The organism is Alcanivorax sp. NBRC 102024, from assembly GCF_001602235.1.
In the GTDB taxonomy this organism is placed as follows: domain Bacteria; phylum Pseudomonadota; class Gammaproteobacteria; order Pseudomonadales; family Alcanivoracaceae; genus Alcanivorax.
In genome coordinates, this window is sequence record NZ_BDAS01000002.1 from 291,120 (window position 1) to 306,614 (window position 15,495).

16 protein-coding genes and 1 tRNA gene are annotated in these 15,495 nt (G+C 60.1%); 13 read left to right on the forward strand and 4 right to left on the reverse strand.

From position 1 onward, the window contains the following. Nucleotides 1-57: 57 nt before the first annotated feature. The 4 genes from A0251_RS05065 to tatC all read left to right on the forward strand — a co-directional run bounded on the left by A0251_RS05065 (nucleotide 58) and on the right by tatC (nucleotide 3,644). Nucleotides 58-2,214: a PhoX family phosphatase gene (locus A0251_RS05065; RefSeq protein ID WP_062815752.1), complete on the forward strand. Its 2,157-nt coding sequence runs from the start codon at nucleotides 58-60 to the stop codon at nucleotides 2,212-2,214. A gap of 176 nt (nucleotides 2,215-2,390) precedes the next feature. After that, entirely contained in the window at nucleotides 2,391-2,618 is a 228-nt protein-coding gene (locus A0251_RS05070) for a Sec-independent protein translocase subunit TatA (RefSeq protein ID WP_062816004.1), read from the forward strand. Between the two features lie 7 nt (nucleotides 2,619-2,625). Next, on the forward strand, nucleotides 2,626-2,913 hold the full coding sequence (gene tatB, locus A0251_RS05075; RefSeq protein WP_062815753.1) for a Sec-independent protein translocase protein TatB: 288 nt from the start codon (nucleotides 2,626-2,628) through the stop codon (nucleotides 2,911-2,913). After that, complete coding sequence (tatC, locus tag A0251_RS05080; protein ID WP_062815754.1) at nucleotides 2,910-3,644, forward strand: twin-arginine translocase subunit TatC; 735 nt, start codon at nucleotides 2,910-2,912, stop codon at nucleotides 3,642-3,644. The genes tatB and tatC overlap by 4 nt, the downstream gene beginning before the upstream one ends. Nucleotides 3,645-3,762: 118 nt before the next feature. Here tatC and A0251_RS05085 read toward each other — a convergent pair whose 3' ends face one another. Together A0251_RS05085 and A0251_RS05090 are read right to left on the reverse strand one after the other, a co-directional pair. Then, nucleotides 3,763-3,990, reverse strand: a complete 228-nt coding sequence (locus A0251_RS05085; protein WP_062816005.1) for a hypothetical protein — start codon at nucleotides 3,988-3,990, stop codon at nucleotides 3,763-3,765. Between the two features lie 83 nt (nucleotides 3,991-4,073). Next, nucleotides 4,074-4,160 (reverse strand) — tRNA-Leu (locus A0251_RS05090). A gap of 130 nt (nucleotides 4,161-4,290) precedes the next feature. Between A0251_RS05090 and rnr the strand changes: the two genes are divergently transcribed. Together rnr and rlmB are read left to right on the forward strand one after the other, a co-directional pair. Then, the gene (rnr, locus tag A0251_RS05095; RefSeq protein ID WP_062815755.1) at nucleotides 4,291-6,708 is read left to right on the forward strand and encodes a ribonuclease R; all 2,418 of its coding nucleotides are present in this window, start codon (nucleotides 4,291-4,293) and stop codon (nucleotides 6,706-6,708) included. A 250-nt stretch (nucleotides 6,709-6,958) separates the two neighbouring features. Beyond that, complete coding sequence (rlmB, locus tag A0251_RS05100; protein ID WP_082810763.1) at nucleotides 6,959-7,726, forward strand: 23S rRNA (guanosine(2251)-2'-O)-methyltransferase RlmB; 768 nt, start codon at nucleotides 6,959-6,961, stop codon at nucleotides 7,724-7,726. A gap of 148 nt (nucleotides 7,727-7,874) precedes the next feature. Here rlmB and A0251_RS05105 read toward each other — a convergent pair whose 3' ends face one another. Beyond that, a complete protein-coding gene (locus A0251_RS05105; RefSeq protein WP_062815756.1) occupies nucleotides 7,875-8,468 on the reverse strand; it encodes a hypothetical protein in 594 nt (197 codons plus the stop codon). Nucleotides 8,469-8,509: 41 nt separating this feature from the next. Continuing rightward, on the reverse strand, nucleotides 8,510-9,244 hold the full coding sequence (locus A0251_RS05110; RefSeq protein WP_062815757.1) for a hypothetical protein: 735 nt from the start codon (nucleotides 9,242-9,244) through the stop codon (nucleotides 8,510-8,512). A 285-nt stretch (nucleotides 9,245-9,529) separates the two neighbouring features. Here A0251_RS05110 and rpsF point away from each other — a divergent pair, with 285 nt between their 5' ends. From rpsF to radA, 7 genes are all read left to right on the forward strand, one after another. Continuing rightward, nucleotides 9,530-9,871: a 30S ribosomal protein S6 gene (gene rpsF, locus A0251_RS05115; protein ID WP_008927286.1), complete on the forward strand. Its 342-nt coding sequence runs from the start codon at nucleotides 9,530-9,532 to the stop codon at nucleotides 9,869-9,871. A 2-nt stretch (nucleotides 9,872-9,873) separates the two neighbouring features. Further along, nucleotides 9,874-10,188: a primosomal replication protein N gene (gene priB / locus A0251_RS05120; protein WP_062815758.1), complete on the forward strand. Its 315-nt coding sequence runs from the start codon at nucleotides 9,874-9,876 to the stop codon at nucleotides 10,186-10,188. Between the two features lie 15 nt (nucleotides 10,189-10,203). Then, entirely contained in the window at nucleotides 10,204-10,434 is a 231-nt protein-coding gene (gene rpsR, locus A0251_RS05125; protein WP_035245006.1) for a 30S ribosomal protein S18, read from the forward strand. 15 nt (nucleotides 10,435-10,449) lie between these two features. After that, nucleotides 10,450-10,902, forward strand: coding sequence for a 50S ribosomal protein L9 (rplI, locus tag A0251_RS05130; RefSeq protein WP_062815759.1), 453 nt, complete (start codon nucleotides 10,450-10,452; stop codon nucleotides 10,900-10,902). A 278-nt stretch (nucleotides 10,903-11,180) separates the two neighbouring features. After that, nucleotides 11,181-12,575, forward strand: a complete 1,395-nt coding sequence (gene dnaB, locus A0251_RS05135) for a replicative DNA helicase (protein WP_062815760.1) — start codon at nucleotides 11,181-11,183, stop codon at nucleotides 12,573-12,575. A gap of 94 nt (nucleotides 12,576-12,669) precedes the next feature. After that, nucleotides 12,670-13,731: an alanine racemase gene (alr, locus tag A0251_RS05140; RefSeq protein ID WP_062815761.1), complete on the forward strand. Its 1,062-nt coding sequence runs from the start codon at nucleotides 12,670-12,672 to the stop codon at nucleotides 13,729-13,731. A gap of 275 nt (nucleotides 13,732-14,006) precedes the next feature. Beyond that, the gene (gene radA / locus A0251_RS05145; protein ID WP_062815762.1) at nucleotides 14,007-15,374 is read left to right on the forward strand and encodes a DNA repair protein RadA; all 1,368 of its coding nucleotides are present in this window, start codon (nucleotides 14,007-14,009) and stop codon (nucleotides 15,372-15,374) included. Nucleotides 15,375-15,495: the final 121 nt, after the last annotated feature.

A 15,495-nucleotide genomic window follows, 5' to 3' on the forward strand; every position in this document is an offset into this window, starting at 1 on the left:
GTGGCCGGTGTGTCCGGCTCCAGGCAGGCAACGCAAACAGAAACAGGGAGAACAGAGATGGGCCACCATCCCGTAGAAGACAGTAACCGTTCCGACAACACCACCATCAATACTGTGCTGGAACAGCACCTTTCCCGTCGCCAGATTCTGCGTGGCGGTGCGACTGCGGCCACCATGGTGGCCGGTGCCAGTCTGGTGGCCTGTGGTGGTGACAGCAACAATCGCGGTAATGGCGGCGATGCTGGTGGCCAGGTGCCCACCGAGCTGGGCTTTGCTGCAGTTCCGCGTTCGCTGGAGGATCGCGTGGTGCTGCCGGAGGGCTACCGGGCCAGTGTTCTGATCGCCAAGGGTGATGCGCTGTTTTCTGATATTGCGGATTATCAGAACGATGGCAGCGGTGAGGATTTCGACAAGCGTTCCGGTGATGAGCACGATGGCATGGAGTACTTCGGTCTGGGTGCCGACGGGGCCTGGGATCCGAATGCGTCAGAGCGTGGTGTGTTGTGCATGAACCACGAGAATCTGGAAGATGACACCTTGCATGAGAATGGTGTGACCGCTGCCGCCGATAATGGTGGCGCCCGCCCGCAGGTAGAGATTGACCGGGAAATTCTTGCCCATGGTGTGGCATGTCTGGAAGTAGTCAAAGAGGATGGCCAGTGGCGTTACGTCAAGGATTCCGCATTCAACCGTCGTGTTACCGGCGCCACTGAAGCGGTGATTTCAGGCCCCTGCGCCGGTCATGACGCCTTGAAAACCAAACTGAGCCCTGCCGGCGACAAGGGTTTCGGCACCCTTAATAACTGTGCCAGCGGCCGCACTCCCTGGGGTACCTACCTGACCTGTGAAGAAAACTGGTTTTCTTATTTCAATCGCAACGACGCGTCTGATGCGCGCAGTGCGACCGAGAATGATTTGTTCGCGCGCTACGGCATGGGGCTGGTGAGCAAAGGCTTCTCCTATCGGGAATGGGACACTGTGGCCGGCGACATGTACCAGCGCTTCAATATCAGTGTCACTGGCGCCTCAGCCACGGAGGATTTCCGCAATGAGCCGAACACCTTTGGCTATATTGTGGAAGTCGATCCTTTCGACACCGCCAGCAAACCGGTCAAACGGACGGCCATGGGGCGCTTTGCCCATGAAGGGGCGATCTTCGCTCCTGCCGAAGCCGGCAAGCCGCTGGTCTATTACATGGGCGATGATTCCCGCAACGAATATCTCTACAAGTTCGTCAGTGCGGCCAACTGGGATCCCGCTGATGTGGGTACCGGTACGGCTGCGGGCAACAAGTACCTGGATGACGGCAAGCTGTACGTGGCCGTGTTCAATAATGACGGTACCGGCGAGTGGAAAGAGCTGAGCGTTGGGGTCAATGGGCTGGATGCAATGAACCCCCTGTATCCTTTCTCCAGTCAGGGGGATGTGATGCTGGCGACTCGCCTTGCCGCAGATCACGTCGGTGCGACCAAAATGGATCGCCCGGAGTGGGCAGCTGTCAACCCGATCAATGGTGAGTGCTACCTTACCCTGACCAACAACCGCGGCAGCAACCGTAATCCGGATACCGTTGACGGGCCCAACCCGCGTACCTATGGCGGCTCGGGTGGCAACCCCAACGGCCATATCATCCGTTGGCGCGAAGAGGGCGGCGACCATAGCGCGACCCGCTTCGATTGGGATGTGTTCCTGTTCGGGTCCCCTGCTGACAAGGATGCCCAGAGCATCAACCTGTCCGGCCTGACTGCGGACAATGATTTCTCCAGCCCGGACGGTCTCTACTTCGACCATCGTGGTTTGCTGTGGATTCAGACGGATGATGGCGCTTACCGCGATACCGTGAATAACCAGATGCTGGTGGCTATTCCGGGAGAAGTGGGTGATGGCGGCATGCTGACCTTTACCAATGATTTTGGTGGTGAGGAAAATACCACCTTCGTTGGCAAGGATGCGTCCGCGGTGGACCTGCGCCGTTTCCTGGTTGGTCCCAAGGGTTGCGAGATTACCGGTATCACCATGACCCCGGATGGCCGCAGCCTGTTCATCAATGTGCAGCACCCCGGTGAAGGGGGCTCTGCCGCCAACTTCAATACGGATGTGAGCACCTGGCCCAACCCCAACGGCGATGCCCTGGCGCTGGGTAATGGCGTCAGTCGTCCCCGCTCGGCCACCATCGTGATCACCCGCGAAGACAATGGTGAGATTGCGGTGTAGGTGAGTCGATGCAACACCAAAACCGCCCACCCTGTGTGGGCGGTTTTTCTTTTTCTGTGGCCCGTTTTTTTAAAAGGCAACAGGTGCTGCCGGGGGTGGTGTGTTGCTGTCATCCCGGAGTCATGCAGAGCCATGACAATGCAGATTATCCCATCAGGCAAACACAGGTGAATCCCATGCTTTCCGGTATCAGTCTCTGGCAACTTCTTATTGTTCTGGTCATCGTCATCATGCTGTTCGGTACCAAGCGTATCCGCAGTCTTGGTTCGGATCTGGGTGGCGCTTTCAAGGGCTTCCGTGATGCCGTAAAGGATGGCGAAAAAAGCCTGGAATCGGAGCAGGGTGACCAGGGCTCATTGGTCTCCAGTGACATGAACAAGCAGAAAGACACGGTAGGGAGCTGACAGGAACATGTTCGACTTCGGTTTCATGGAAATACTGCTGGTCTGCGTGGTGGCGCTGGTGGTGCTGGGGCCGGAAAAGCTGCCCAGGCTGGTGCGCACCCTGGGCCAGTGGGTGGGGCGAGGGCGAGCAATGATGAAGCAGATGCAGCAACAGCTGGAGAATGAGGCGCGCAACCTGGATATGAAAGAGCGGCGCGAAAAGATCCAGCGTGAGTTGGCATTGTTGCAGGGCAATCCGGTTGAAAAGGAAGCGGCACAGAAGTCGCTACCGTTGAAAGACGTGGAATCCCCATGAATGCCATGCCGCTGACTCGCCATTTGCTGGAATTGCGCCAGCGGCTGCTGCGTTCGGTGATTGCCATCGTGCTGGTCTTTATTCCCCTGTTCATGTTTGCCGGGGAGATTTATACCCACTTGGCGCAGCCTCTCATGCAGGCCTTGCCTGAGGGTGGCAGCATGATCGCCACGGATGTGACCGCGCCATTTCTGGTGCCCTTCAAGCTGGCGTTGTATTTGAGCATGTTGCTGGCCATGCCGTTTCTGCTGCATCAATGCTGGAGCTTTGTGTCGCCGGGGCTGTATCGGCGAGAGAAACGTTTTGCGCGACCGCTACTGCTTGCCAGCGTGTTGTTGTTCTATCTCGGTGCCCTGTTTGCCTGGTTCGTGGTCATGCCGTTGTTGTTTGCCTTCTTTATTTCGGTGGCCCCGGAAGGGGTCGCGGTGATGACAGATATCGGCGCCTGGCTGGGCTTCACCATGACATTTGTCATGGCCTTCGGTATGGCATTTGAGTTGCCGGTTGCGGTGGTGTTGCTGGTGGCGTCGGGCATAACCACGCCGGCCGCCTTGTCGGCGGCACGGGCCTATGTGGTGGTGGGGTGTTTTGTGGCAGGCATGCTGCTTACGCCGCCGGACATTATTTCCCAGAGCTTGCTGGCTATCCCCATGTGGGGCTTGTTTGAAGCAGGGCTGCTGTGTTCGCGCTGGGTGCAGCCTTTGGCCGAAGACAGTGAGGCCCTGACCTGAAAAATGTCGCTCTGCCGAACGTGGATGGGCAGGGCGCGGAGCAGGGCCGGGCTGCCATCCGAACCAGGTTGCCGGGGTGGCGCCTTGCGTTCCAGCAATGCGCCCTCTGCTGGCAGGGTTACTTGCGGCGGCGGGTAATAATGATCAGTGCCACGGTGATGCCCACCACGGCAGCCGGAAACACCAGCAGGTAGCGTTTGCGGCTGGCTTCTTTCTCGCGCTGGGCGTCGGCCTGCTGGATGGCGGGATGTTTGGCACTATCCGCTTCGGCGTAGGTGGCAACCGGTGCCAGGAACAGGCTGGTGGCCAATACGACGGTGGCGATCAGGGAACGTAGGATTTTCATGGCTTTCTGCACCTTGGCTCTGGGACGGCTGGCGGTGTTTGGCCTGAAACGAAAAAGGGCCCCCGTCTGGGAGCCCTTTGAATTGGTGCCGAGGAGAGGACTTGAACCTCCACGGGGTTGCCCCCACTAGCACCTGAAGCTAGCGTGTCTACCAATTTCACCACCTCGGCGTTTCGTGCTGTACCGGACCCTTGTAGATAAGGTAAAGTTTCTTACCGTTTCCGGCCGGTTCATCGCGAAAGCGCGTGCATTCTAGTATATGATGGCCGGATGTCAAACCCTCTTTCCGAAAAAAGTTTAATGCCCCCTAAAAAACGTTACCGCGACCCCCATGCCGATCGTGAGGCCGAAAATTACGAGAACCCCGTCCCCAGCCGGGAGCTGATCCTGGAAGTGCTCAACGACCATGGCAAGCCCATGGAGTTCGAGCAAATCGCCTCCCTGCTGGAGGTGGATGAAGACGGAGAAGTCGGTCTCGAGCGCCGCCTGAAGGCCATGCTTCGTGATGCCCAGCTGGTGCAGAACCGCAATGGCAAGCTGGGTGTGGTGTCGCGCATGGACCTGATTCCCGGTCGTGTGCAGGGCCACAAGGACGGTTTCGGCTTCCTGATTCCGGATGACAAGACCCAGAGCGACCTGTTCCTCGGCCCACGGCAGATGGAAAAGGTCATGGACGGGGACCGGGTTCTGGTCAGTGATGCCGGTTACAACCGCTTCGGCAAGAAAGAAGCCCGTATCGTGGAGATTACCGAGCGGGTCGCCACCGAAGTGGTGGGCCGCTACCGCCGTGAGGCCGGTATCAGCTTTGTGGAACCGGAAAACCGTCGTATCACCAAGGAAGTGCTGGTGGAGGACAAGAACGGCCTCCAGCCCAACCCGGGCGATCACGTGCGCGCCACGATTACCCAGTACCCCAGCCGCGATCACCATGTGCTGGTGCGTCTGGAGGAAATTATTGCCACGCCGGACCAGGCCGGCATGGAAATCGAAGTGGCCCTGCGCCGTTTCGAGATCCCCCACGTCTGGCCGGAGGGAGTGGAAGCCGAGGCCGAGCGGTTCGGCGACAGCGTCCCCCACAAGGCCAAGGCCCACCGGGTCGATCTCCGTGATCTGCCACTGGTCACCATTGATGACGAGACCGCCCGGGATTTTGACGATGCGGTCTATGTGGAGCGCCGCCCCCGGGGCGGTTGGCGTCTGATCGTCGCCATCGCCGATGTCAGCCATTATGTGCATCCCGGTTCCGCGCTGGATCGGGAAGCGGCTACCCGGGGCAACTCGGTGTACTTCCCCAACCGGGTGGTTCCGATGCTGCCAGAGGCCCTGTCAAACGGCCTTTGCTCGCTCAACCCCCATGTGGACCGGTTGTGCCTGTACTGCGACATGAAAATTTCTGCCAACGGCCGCCTGACCCGCTTCGTGTTCCGCGAAGGGGTGATGCGTTCACGGCACCGCCTGACCTACAACAAGGTCGGCGCCATGATCGAGGAACCGGATTCCCAGCTGGCCCAGGACACCGTGGCCAGTCTGGACGACGAATCCCTGGACATGATCTGGTCATTCCATGAAATGTTCCTGGCCCTGCGCAAGCGCCGGGCGGAACGGGGTGCCATCGACTTCGACAGCGATGACACCCGTATCATCTACGATGAAAACCAGAAAATTCAGGCCATTGTGCCGGTGACCCGCAACGTGGCGCACATTATGATCGAGGAGGCCATGCTGGCCGCCAACATCTGCTCCGCCAAGCTGCTGGAAAAGGCCGGCGTGCCGGCCCTGTTCCGTAACCACGAGCCCCCCAAGGAAGAGCGACTGAGCAAGTTGCAGCAATTCCTGGGTGGCCTGGGCCTGAGCCTGGCCTGGTCCGAAGGGGCGCCCCGGCCCCATGTCTATCAGGATTTGCGCGAGCAGATCCTGGAGCGCCCGGATCGCAACGTGATCCAGACGATGATGTTGCGTTCCATGACCCAGGCCAAATACGAAGCCGAGAACAAGGGGCACTTCGGGCTGGCCTACAAGGCCTATACCCATTTCACCTCGCCGATTCGCCGTTACCCGGACCTGCTGGTGCACCGGGCCATCCGCTTCCTGATCCGCAGTGAGGGTGAGCCCAATCACGTGGACAATCCCGGCAAGCTGCCGAAGATTCCCCGCGAGAAGATCATTCCCTACAGCCAGGCGGACATGGTGGCCATTGGTGAGCAGTGCTCCATGACCGAGCGCCGGGCAGACGATGCCACCCGTGATGTGGTGTCCTGGCTCAAGTGTCAGTTCATGGAATCGCACATCGGTGATGTGTTCGAAGGTGTGATCAGTGGCGTGGCCAACTTCGGTCTGTTTGTGCAGCTCAATGAACTGCATATCGACGGTCTGGTGCACGTGGCCAATCTGGACAGCGACTACTACCACTTCGACGAGGTCAATCTGACCCTCACCGGGGAAAGCAGTGGCCGCAAATTCGGGCTTGGTGATGGGGTGACCGTGCGGGTAGCGGCAGTGCATACCGAGGACCGCAAGATTGACCTTCAGCTGGAATCCTCCACCCCGTCCGGCAAGGGGCGCCCCAAGGGCGGCAGCAAGAAAGCCGGTGGCGGTAATCGCAGAGGCGGCACCAGCGAACGGGAAAAGCTGGCCAAGGGCGAGATTCCCAAGCCCAAGGCCAAGCGCAAGGGCCCGCCCCGCGGCAAGAAGGCGGCCCGGCGAAGCAAGAAAAGCTAGAAAGCCCGTCAATAACTCCTTGCCAATCAGGCTTTCGGGCCGGTTCGCAATCCGGGCCTTCAGGTCACGCTGAGAGTGCATGGAGTTATTCAGGGGGTCCCTAACCCTCTGCAGGCGCGGCGCGCGCTCTGCTCTGCGAGTATGAGCCGTGAACATTCCGGGTTCCCGGGTGTTCGCGACCCGGGCGCCGCTCCTGCAGCATTATTTTTCACCGCGTATGGCGCGGTGCATGAAGCGTGCAGGCGTCCCAATGAGCAAACCCCAGAAACCCCTGATGTATTCCGGCTTCCATGCGGTGGACGCCCTGTTGCGGCATCGTCCGGAGGCGGTGCTTGAGCTGTTTGTGCAGGACAGCCGTGCCGAGCGTGAGGAGCCCCGCCTGGCGGCCATGATACAGTCGGCCCGGGATTTCGGCATTGCGGTACAGCGTGCCCGGCGGGAGGTGCTGGAAAAGCACGCGGGTCCTCAGCATCAGGGCATCGTGGCCCGGGCGCGACCGCGCAAACCCGGTGATGAGAGTGGTCTGCTCAAGTGGCTGGATGGCAAGCCCGCCCGCCCCTGGCTGCTGATTCTGGAGAACGTCACTGATCCCCATAATCTGGGGGCCTGCCTGCGCAGTGCCGATGCGGCCGGGGTGGATGCGGTGATTGTTCCGCGTCGCAACGCTGCCGGGCTCACCCCGGTGGCCTGTCGTACCGCGGTGGGAGCGGCGGAAAGCCTGGCGTATTACGAAGTGGGCAACCTGGCCAACCTGCTGGATCAGCTGCGGGAAAGAGGGGTCTGGGTAGTCGGTACCGCCCTCGAGGAGCGCAGTGAGTCCCTGTTTGCGTTCCAGGCCCCGGACGCCCTGGCCGTCGTGATGGGGGCGGAAGGTGCCGGCCTGAAACGGCTGACCCGGGACAAGTGCGACCAGCTACTGGAAATTCCCATGGCTGGGGAAGTGCAGAGCCTGAACGTGTCCGTGGCCACGGGGGTGATGCTGTTTCATGTACGGGCGCAGCGGGAGAGCAGTGAATAGTTAACAGTTAAGAGTGAATAGTTGCGCGAGCAACGGTTTTCGGTTTTCCAAACGCATGAGGCCGCGACCAGATTCTGGTCGCGGCCTCATGCGTTTGGAAGCCACAAGACTGACCCGCGATTAACGATTCACTGTTCACTATTAACTGCTACCGCAGCTCAGCCTGGTTGACGACGGTTTCGCGTTCCAGTGTGGGCAGTGGTAGCAGGGTGCGGCGGGCGGAGAGTTCCCGCTGGATGCGCACGTTGTCCTCCAGCAATATCTCGGGGATTTCATCATCGTGGTTGTCCGGCAAAGTGCCGGGCACGCTGAGCGCCTTGTCGGCCAGTTGCTGGCCGGGCAGGGGCGCCAGCGGGAAACTGACATGGGTGGTGCGGTTGAAGCGGATCGGTTCCCGGTAGGTGGGCTGTACATAGCCATGGGCATTGCGCACGGCGGTATCCAGGTCCTCAGGGCCGGTGACATGGTGCCAATCGTTGGGTGTACTGGGTCGGGGCGGGGTGATGGACTCACCGCGGGACAGCCTGGCGGTCAGGCGGGTTTTGCGTTGCTGCCAGGCCAGCAAGTCGGTGACGAACTGGTCCTGACGGCGGTAGTTCTGGATGTCCGGGCGTGGCCCCAGGGCCTGCTCTAGAGCCTGTTGCTGACCTTGGCTCAGCCCGTTGTCACCGGCCGCCAACGTGGCCGCTGGCAACATCGGGCCCAGCAGGGCAAGAAAGGCAATAAAGCGGATCAGGGTCATGATGTGCTCCGGGGCTCCTCTCCTTCGTGTCTCCGGCGGCGCTAGGGGGAACTGTCGCAGCCGCTGCTCAAACAGCTTTCCACTTCAATGATGCCAGTGGTCAGCACGGCCTCATCGTTCAGATCCAGATAGAGCATCAGGTTGCCGTTGCGGGATATCTCGACGATGGCATTGGGATTGCTGGCCAGCAGGGTGGCCAGGTCTGCCTTGCGCTCTTCGTTAAACAGGTTTCGGTAAAGCTGTTCGGTGAGCAGATTTCTGGCGTCACCGCCGTCGTTCAGCCCGTCCAGTTGCATGCCGACAATGGTCATGGGCAGCACCAGGGGGGTATCGGAGCCGGCATTGCCGAGCAGGGTGCGGATATGCTCCCCCGACAAGGAGTTGCCGGGCAGGGCGGGCAGGCCAAAGCTCTGCGAGGTGGACCGGTCGTACCAGGTTCGGTTGCGCTGATAATCAATGGGGCTCAGGCGCTCGGTACGGGCCAGGGCGCTGTCCAGGGTTTCCGGCTGCTCGATCACTGTGGGGTCACTGCTGGTCACCGGCTCCGGCTGATAATCCTGGGGGCAGGCGGCCTGATGGGCGGCCCGGCTGCGATTGGCTTGCTTGTACTGCATGACCTGCAACAGGAAATCCGAGTAATCCGGGTAATCCTCGAGGGCTGGCTTGCTTGGTACGGACACCGGGCTGCCACAGGGTGGCGGGGCCGGTTCCTGGGCGGACAGGGGGCTCAGCAGAAAAATGCTGCACAGGCCGGTGGCCAGAGCGCTGAATTTCATGGTCGTATCCCGTTCTTGTTGTTTTCCCCTGTATTTCAGGGGCTTAGGGTTAACGACGCTTCTCGTAAGCGTTTGTAGCGTTTTGTTTCTTCTGAGCATACGTCCGTCTTTGCCGGATGGCAACGGATATACCTTGAGGAAGGGGCGTGCTATGGGATAGAATCGCGCGCTTCCTGCGTCCGACAGGGATTAACTGTCGGGCAGGTCTCCTTGCTTCACCGTCACGCCTGTGCGGATGGGAAGCTGAATTGATGCCGTGAGGTATCGCAACCGTAAGGAGCTAATATGCGTCATTACGAAGTTGTGTTCCTGGTTCACCCGGACCAGAGCGAACAGGTGCCGGCCATGATCGAGCGTTACAGCGCGATCGTGACTGATGGTAAGGGCACCATCCACCGTCTTGAAGATTGGGGTCGTCGTCAGCTGGCTTACCCGATCAACAAGATCCACAAAGCCCACTACGTGATGCTGAACATCGAATGTGACGGCGAGACCCTGGGCGAGCTGGAAAACACTTTCCGCTTTAACGATGCCGTAATCCGTCACCTCGTGATTCGTCGCGACAATGCCGTTACCGAGCCGTCGCCGCTGGCGAAGAACGACGAGAAGGAGGGGGCTGCCAGCTGATTTTGGAAAGCAATCGCTGTGAACTCACCGGTGTAATCGTCACGTTGGAAAAAGTGGCACTGACACCGGCTGGGGTACCCCGTCAACGCCTGTGGCTGGAGCATCGCTCCCGGCAACTGGAAGACGGCCATCCCAGAGAGGTCCAGGCTCGCATTGCCGTGATACTGGCAGGCGGGATGACCCGACAGGCCCAGGGCCTGAAAGAAGGTCAGCGCATTAAAGTGACCGGCTGCCTGAGTCGCGCCGGTTACAAAGGTGATGCCCGGGATCGTTTGCAACTGATTGCCCAGACGCTGGACACCCTCAACCAGGATTAGAGAGGAGATTATCCAATGGCCCGTTTTTATCGCCGCCGCAAGTTCTGCCGCTTTACCGCGGAAGGTGTTGAGTACATCGATTACAAAGATCTCGACACCCTGAAAGCCTACATCACCGAAACCGGCAAGATCGTGCCCAGCCGTATCACCGGCACCAAGGCACGTTATCAGCGTCAGCTGGCCTCTGCGATCAAGCAGGCCCGCTTCCTGGCGCTGCTGCCGTACACTGACAGCCACGACAATTAAGCCGAGGGGACCATCATGCAAGTGATCCTGCTGGAAACGATCAAGAACCTGGGCGACCTGGGTGCTGTGGTGGATGTACGTTCCGGTTACGGCCGTAACTTCCTGATCCCGCAAGGCAAAGCCCTGCCGGCCACCAAAGACAACCTGGCCGAAGTGGAACAGCGCCGCGCCGAGCTCGAGAAGCACGCCGCCGAGCAGCTGGCCGCTGCCCAGGAACGTGGTGAAAAACTGAACGAAGCCAGCGTAACCGTGTCCTCCAAGGCCGGTGACGAAGGCAAGCTGTTCGGTTCCGTGGGTACCCGCGACATCGCCGAAGCCATTACCGCTGCCACCGGCGTGGAAGTGGAAAAATCGGAAGTGAAGCTGCCCCACGGCGCGCTGCGCAACACCGGTGAGTACGAAATCGACGTGGTTCTCCACGCCGACGTGACCGTGACCATCAAGCTGGCTGTGGTTCCTGCCGAGTAATCGACAGTTGACCGACAACCGGTTTGCCCCTTGCGGGGCGCGGTGACAGAATCAGGGCATTGTCCGCGAGGGCAGTGCCCTTTTTCGTTGCAGAGCAGTTCAAAGTTGAAAGTTTAAAGCTAAAACGCGGGTAGCACTGGCAGTTTTTGTATGTTGGAGTCCGCGACTTGAGCCATTTCGCGGTCAGCAGCCTTTCGCTGCTGACGCGTGCCTTGATGGCGTTTCAACTTTAAACTTTGAACTTTCAACTCACAGTCCCATGAGTGCTGGTATTCCCGATGAACGAACCTTTGCCGCTGGATAAACACCTGCCGGAAAACCTCCGGATTCCCCCCAATTCCCTGGAAGCGGAACAGGCCATTCTCGGTGGTCTGCTTCTCAATAACAGTGCCTGGGATGATGTGGCGGAACGCGTGGGTGCCCGCGATTTCTACCGCAAGGCTCACCGGCAGATTTTTGAGGTGATTGCGCAGCTGGTGGAAGAGGAGAATCCCTGTGACCTGGTCACCGTCTCCCAGGCCCTGACCCAGTTGGGGCAGCTGGAGGGGATTGGCGGCATGACCTATCTCTCCGAGCTGGCGCGCAATACACCCAGTGCGGCGAATATCACCGCCTATGCGGAAATTGTCCGCGAGCGGAGCATTCTGCGGCAGCTGATCAATGTGTCCCATGATGTGGCCGACAGTGCGTTCAAGCCGGAAGGGCGCAAATCCCTGGAAATTCTCGACAAGGCGGAATCCGCCATTTTCGAGATTGCCGAGCAGCAGAAGAAAGGCTCGGGCCCCCAGGACATCAAATCGGTCCTCAAGAAAACCGTGGATCGCATTGATGAGCTCTACAAGAACAAGAGTGCCATCACCGGGGTGACGACCGGGTTTGACGAACTGGACAAGATGACCGGTGGCTTGCAGCCCTCGGACATGATAGTGATCGCCGGTCGTCCTTCCATGGGTAAGACCACCTTTGCCATGAACCTGTGTGAAAACGTGGCGATCAAGGCGGGGAAGCCGGTGCTGGTGTTCTCCATGGAGATGCCCGCCGATTCCATCGTCATGCGGATGCTGGCGTCCCTGGGCCGCATTAACCAGACATCCATTCGTTCCGGTCAGCTGGAAAAGGATGACTGGCCGCGGATTACCTCTGCCATTCATATGCTCAGTGAGCAAAAGTTCTTTATCGATGACACGCCCGCGCTCAGCCCGCTGGAAATGCGCGCTCGGGCCCGCCGGGTTGCCCGCGAATGCGGTGGCGAACTGGGGGCGATCATGGTGGATTACCTGCAGCTGATGCAGGTACCGGGGGTGGATAACCGGGTAAATGAAATCTCCGAGATCTCCCGCTCGCTGAAAGGCCTGGCCAAGGAGCTGAATTGTCCGGTACTGGCGCTGTCGCAGCTTAACCGCTCCCTTGAACAGCGCCCCAACAAGCGGCCGGTAATGTCGGATTTGCGGGAATCCGGGGCGATCGAACAGGATGCTGACTTGATTACGTTCCTGTACCGGGACGAGGTGTATAACAAGGACACCAACGAAAAAGGTGTTGCCGAGGTGATCATCGGCAAGCAGCGTAACGGCCCTATCGGCACGGTCCGGCTGGCCTTCCAGGGGCAATTTTCGCGTTTTGATGATCTGGCGCCGGAATACTATGCCCAGCTGGCATCGATGGATGAGTGAGCGAGTTGCAAATTTCACAAGGCAAAATCCAGGGAGAGCGCGGCTCCGGGTTGCTCAATCCGGTTGAGGCCTGGCGGTTTGGGAGCGTCCCGTTGTGAGAGGAACCCGTATCGAAATCCGCCCCGGGGCGCTCCGGCATAACGCCAGTCGGGCGACAGCCCTGGCGCAGGGCGCTCAGGTGTTTGCCATGGTCAAGGCCAATGGTTATGGCCATGGGCTGGTGTTGGCCGCAGACGCCATGGCCGGGGAGGTGGATGGCTTCGGTGTGGCGGTGCTGGAAGAGGCCCGGGTCCTGCGCGAACACGGCGTCAGCGCCCCGATTCTGGTGGCGGAAGGGTTTTTCGACCGGGACGAGCTTGAGCAGGCCCGGGCGCTGTCACTGGAAGTGGTGGTGCACTCTGCCTGGCAAGTGGCCCTGTTGCTCGAGCATCCCGGTCCGCTGCGTATCTGGCTGAAGCTGAACACGGGTATGAACCGGCTGGGCCTGCGTCCGGACATGGCGCTGGAAGCGGCGCAGCAGCTGATCGCTGCCGGGATGACGCCGGTGGGCGTGATGACCCATTTTGCCTGTGCGGACGACGCCGAAGATGGTCGTACGGAGAGTCAGCTGCGCCAGGCCGTTCAGGTTGCCGATGCCCTGGGTTTGCCCCTGTCTACGGCCAACTCCGCGGCGCTGATCCGTTACCCCCATGCCCGGGCCCAGCGTGTGCGGCCAGGCATCATGTTGTATGGATCGTCGCCGTTCGACTGGCAAAGCGCCGCACAACTGGCGCTGAGGGTGAGTCACCGTTTCACCGCCCGTCTGATTGCCATCAACCAGATTCAGCCCGGTGACACGGTGGGGTACGGTGCCACCTGGACCGCCGAACGCCCCGGTCGTATCGGCGTGGTAGCCGCCGGTTACGGTGATGGCTATCCGCGCCATGCTCCCAGCGGGACTCCTGTCGCCGTCAATGGCCAGCCCACCGTGCTGGTGGGCCGTGTCTCCATGGATATGCTGACGATTGACCTGACCGGCATCCAGGCCGACATTGGTGATGAGGTCGAGCTGTGGGGCGATGCCGTGGACGTGGACAAGGTCGCCCGCGCCTGTGGCACCATCAGCTATGAGTTGTTCTGCCAGATCACCGGTCGGCCGGAATGCGTCATCGTTTGATTCGACGCCGCTGTAGGAGCACCGCTTGAGGTGCGAATCCGAGCGTTAGCGAGTAACGAGTTTCGAGTTTCGAGTTGCGAAAAGCACAATCCAAACCGATCAACCCTGATGGGTTTGGTTTTCGAAACTCGCTTCTCGAAACTCGGGTGTGTTCGCACCTGAAGCGGTTTTATTCGCTGCGCTCACCCCTTTGGGGCCGCACTCCGTGCGTTACTCCGCTGCGCTAGGTTCCTGCAGCGACTACCGTAGAGAGTAATACACAAGAAGGAATTGTTTTGGCCAAGAAAAAAACCGCCTTTGTCTGTACGGATTGTGGTGCTGATTTCCCCAAGTGGCAGGGGCAGTGCCCGGCCTGTGGCGCCTGGAATACGCTGCAGGAATTCGTGCATGATCCGGCGACGCCCATGTCAAAAGGGGCCGGCAGCCGTGGCGGGTTTTCCGGGCAGCTGTCCGAGGTGCAAAACCTGGACGAGATTGTGCTGGCGGAAACCCCGCGCATCAGTTCCGGCATGGGGGAGCTGGACCGGGTGCTGGGTGGCGGCCTGGTGCCGGGCTCGGCCATTCTGATTGGCGGTCACCCCGGCGCCGGCAAGTCGACCCTTCTGCTGCAAACCCTGTGCAAGCTGGCGTCCTCCCAGAAGTGTCTCTACATCACCGGTGAGGAATCCCTGTCCCAGGTGGCCATGCGGGCGGACCGCCTCAAGTTGCCCAAGGAACAGCTGCGGCTGGCGGCAGAGACGGATGTGGAGCAGATCCTGGATCTGGCCCGCAAGGAACAGCCACGGGTGCTGGTGGTGGATTCCATCCAGGTCATGTTCCTGGCCGCCCTGCAATCCGCTCCCGGCAGTGTGGCCCAGGTGCGTGAGTGCGCCGCCGCGCTCACCCGCTTTGCCAAACAGACCGGTACCGTGCTGCTGCTGGTGGGGCATGTCACCAAGGACGGCACTCTGGCCGGGCCCAAGGTGCTGGAGCATATGATCGACTGCTCACTGATGCTGGAAGGCTCCACGGATTCCCGTTTCCGTACCCTGCGTGGCTTGAAGAACCGTTTCGGGGCGGTGAACGAGCTGGGCGTGTTTGCCATGACCGGTGAGGGCCTGAAGGAAGTGAAGAACCCCTCCGCCATCTTCCTCAACCGGGCGGATGAGATCGCCTCCGGTTCCCTGGTGACGGTGGTCTGGGAAGGCACTCGGCCCTTGCTGGTGGAGTTGCAGGCGCTGGTGGATGCCTCCCATTTCGGTAATCCGCGACGGGTCTGTGTGGGGCTGGAGGCCAACCGGCTTGCCATGTTGCTGGCGGTGCTGCATCGCCATGGTGGCATTCAGGTGGGCGACCAGGATGTGTTCATGAATGTGGTGGGTGGCGTCAAGGTCACTGAAACCGCCGCCGATCTGGCCCAGGTGCTGGCCATTGTTTCCAGCTTCCGGGACCGGGCACTGGGTCGGGAATTGGTGGTGTTTGGCGAGGTGGGCCTGTCCGGCGAAATCCGCCCGGTGCCCCAGGGCCAGGAGCGGCTCTACGAAGCCGTCAAACACGGTTTCAAGAAAGCCATCGTGCCCAAAGCCAATCTGCCCCGTCAGCTACCGGAAGGGGTGGAGGTGATTGGGGTGAGTACCGTGGCGCAGGCGTTGGAATACTTATGAGGCAATTAATAGTTAATAATGAATAATTAATAGTTGCGCGAGCAGCGGCTTTGGTTTTTCTCAACGCAAGAGGCCGCGCCCCAGGGATGGTCGCGGCCTCTTGCATTGCAAAACCCGCAAA

Bases quoted from the DNA above. Each gene is read 5' to 3' on its own strand.
- A0251_RS05085 (WP_062816005.1), bottom strand. From the start codon at position 3,990: ATGAAAATCCTACGTTCCCTGATCGCCACCGTCGTATTGGCCACCAGC.
- A0251_RS05065 (WP_062815752.1), top strand. From the start codon at position 58: ATGGGCCACCATCCCGTAGAAGACAGTAACCGTTCCGACAACACCACC.
- tatC (WP_062815754.1), top strand. From the start codon at position 2,910: ATGAATGCCATGCCGCTGACTCGCCATTTGCTGGAATTGCGCCAGCGG.
- rlmB (WP_082810763.1), top strand. From the start codon at position 6,959: ATGAGCAAACCCCAGAAACCCCTGATGTATTCCGGCTTCCATGCGGTG.
- dnaB (WP_062815760.1), top strand. From the start codon at position 11,181: ATGAACGAACCTTTGCCGCTGGATAAACACCTGCCGGAAAACCTCCGG.
- rpsR (WP_035245006.1), top strand. From the start codon at position 10,204: ATGGCCCGTTTTTATCGCCGCCGCAAGTTCTGCCGCTTTACCGCGGAA.
- rplI (WP_062815759.1), top strand. From the start codon at position 10,450: ATGCAAGTGATCCTGCTGGAAACGATCAAGAACCTGGGCGACCTGGGT.
- rnr (WP_062815755.1), top strand. From the start codon at position 4,291: ATGCCCCCTAAAAAACGTTACCGCGACCCCCATGCCGATCGTGAGGCC.
- tatB (WP_062815753.1), top strand. From the start codon at position 2,626: ATGTTCGACTTCGGTTTCATGGAAATACTGCTGGTCTGCGTGGTGGCG.
- A0251_RS05105 (WP_062815756.1), bottom strand. From the start codon at position 8,468: ATGACCCTGATCCGCTTTATTGCCTTTCTTGCCCTGCTGGGCCCGATG.
- A0251_RS05110 (WP_062815757.1), bottom strand. From the start codon at position 9,244: ATGAAATTCAGCGCTCTGGCCACCGGCCTGTGCAGCATTTTTCTGCTG.
- rpsF (WP_008927286.1), top strand. From the start codon at position 9,530: ATGCGTCATTACGAAGTTGTGTTCCTGGTTCACCCGGACCAGAGCGAA.
- A0251_RS05070 (WP_062816004.1), top strand. From the start codon at position 2,391: ATGCTTTCCGGTATCAGTCTCTGGCAACTTCTTATTGTTCTGGTCATC.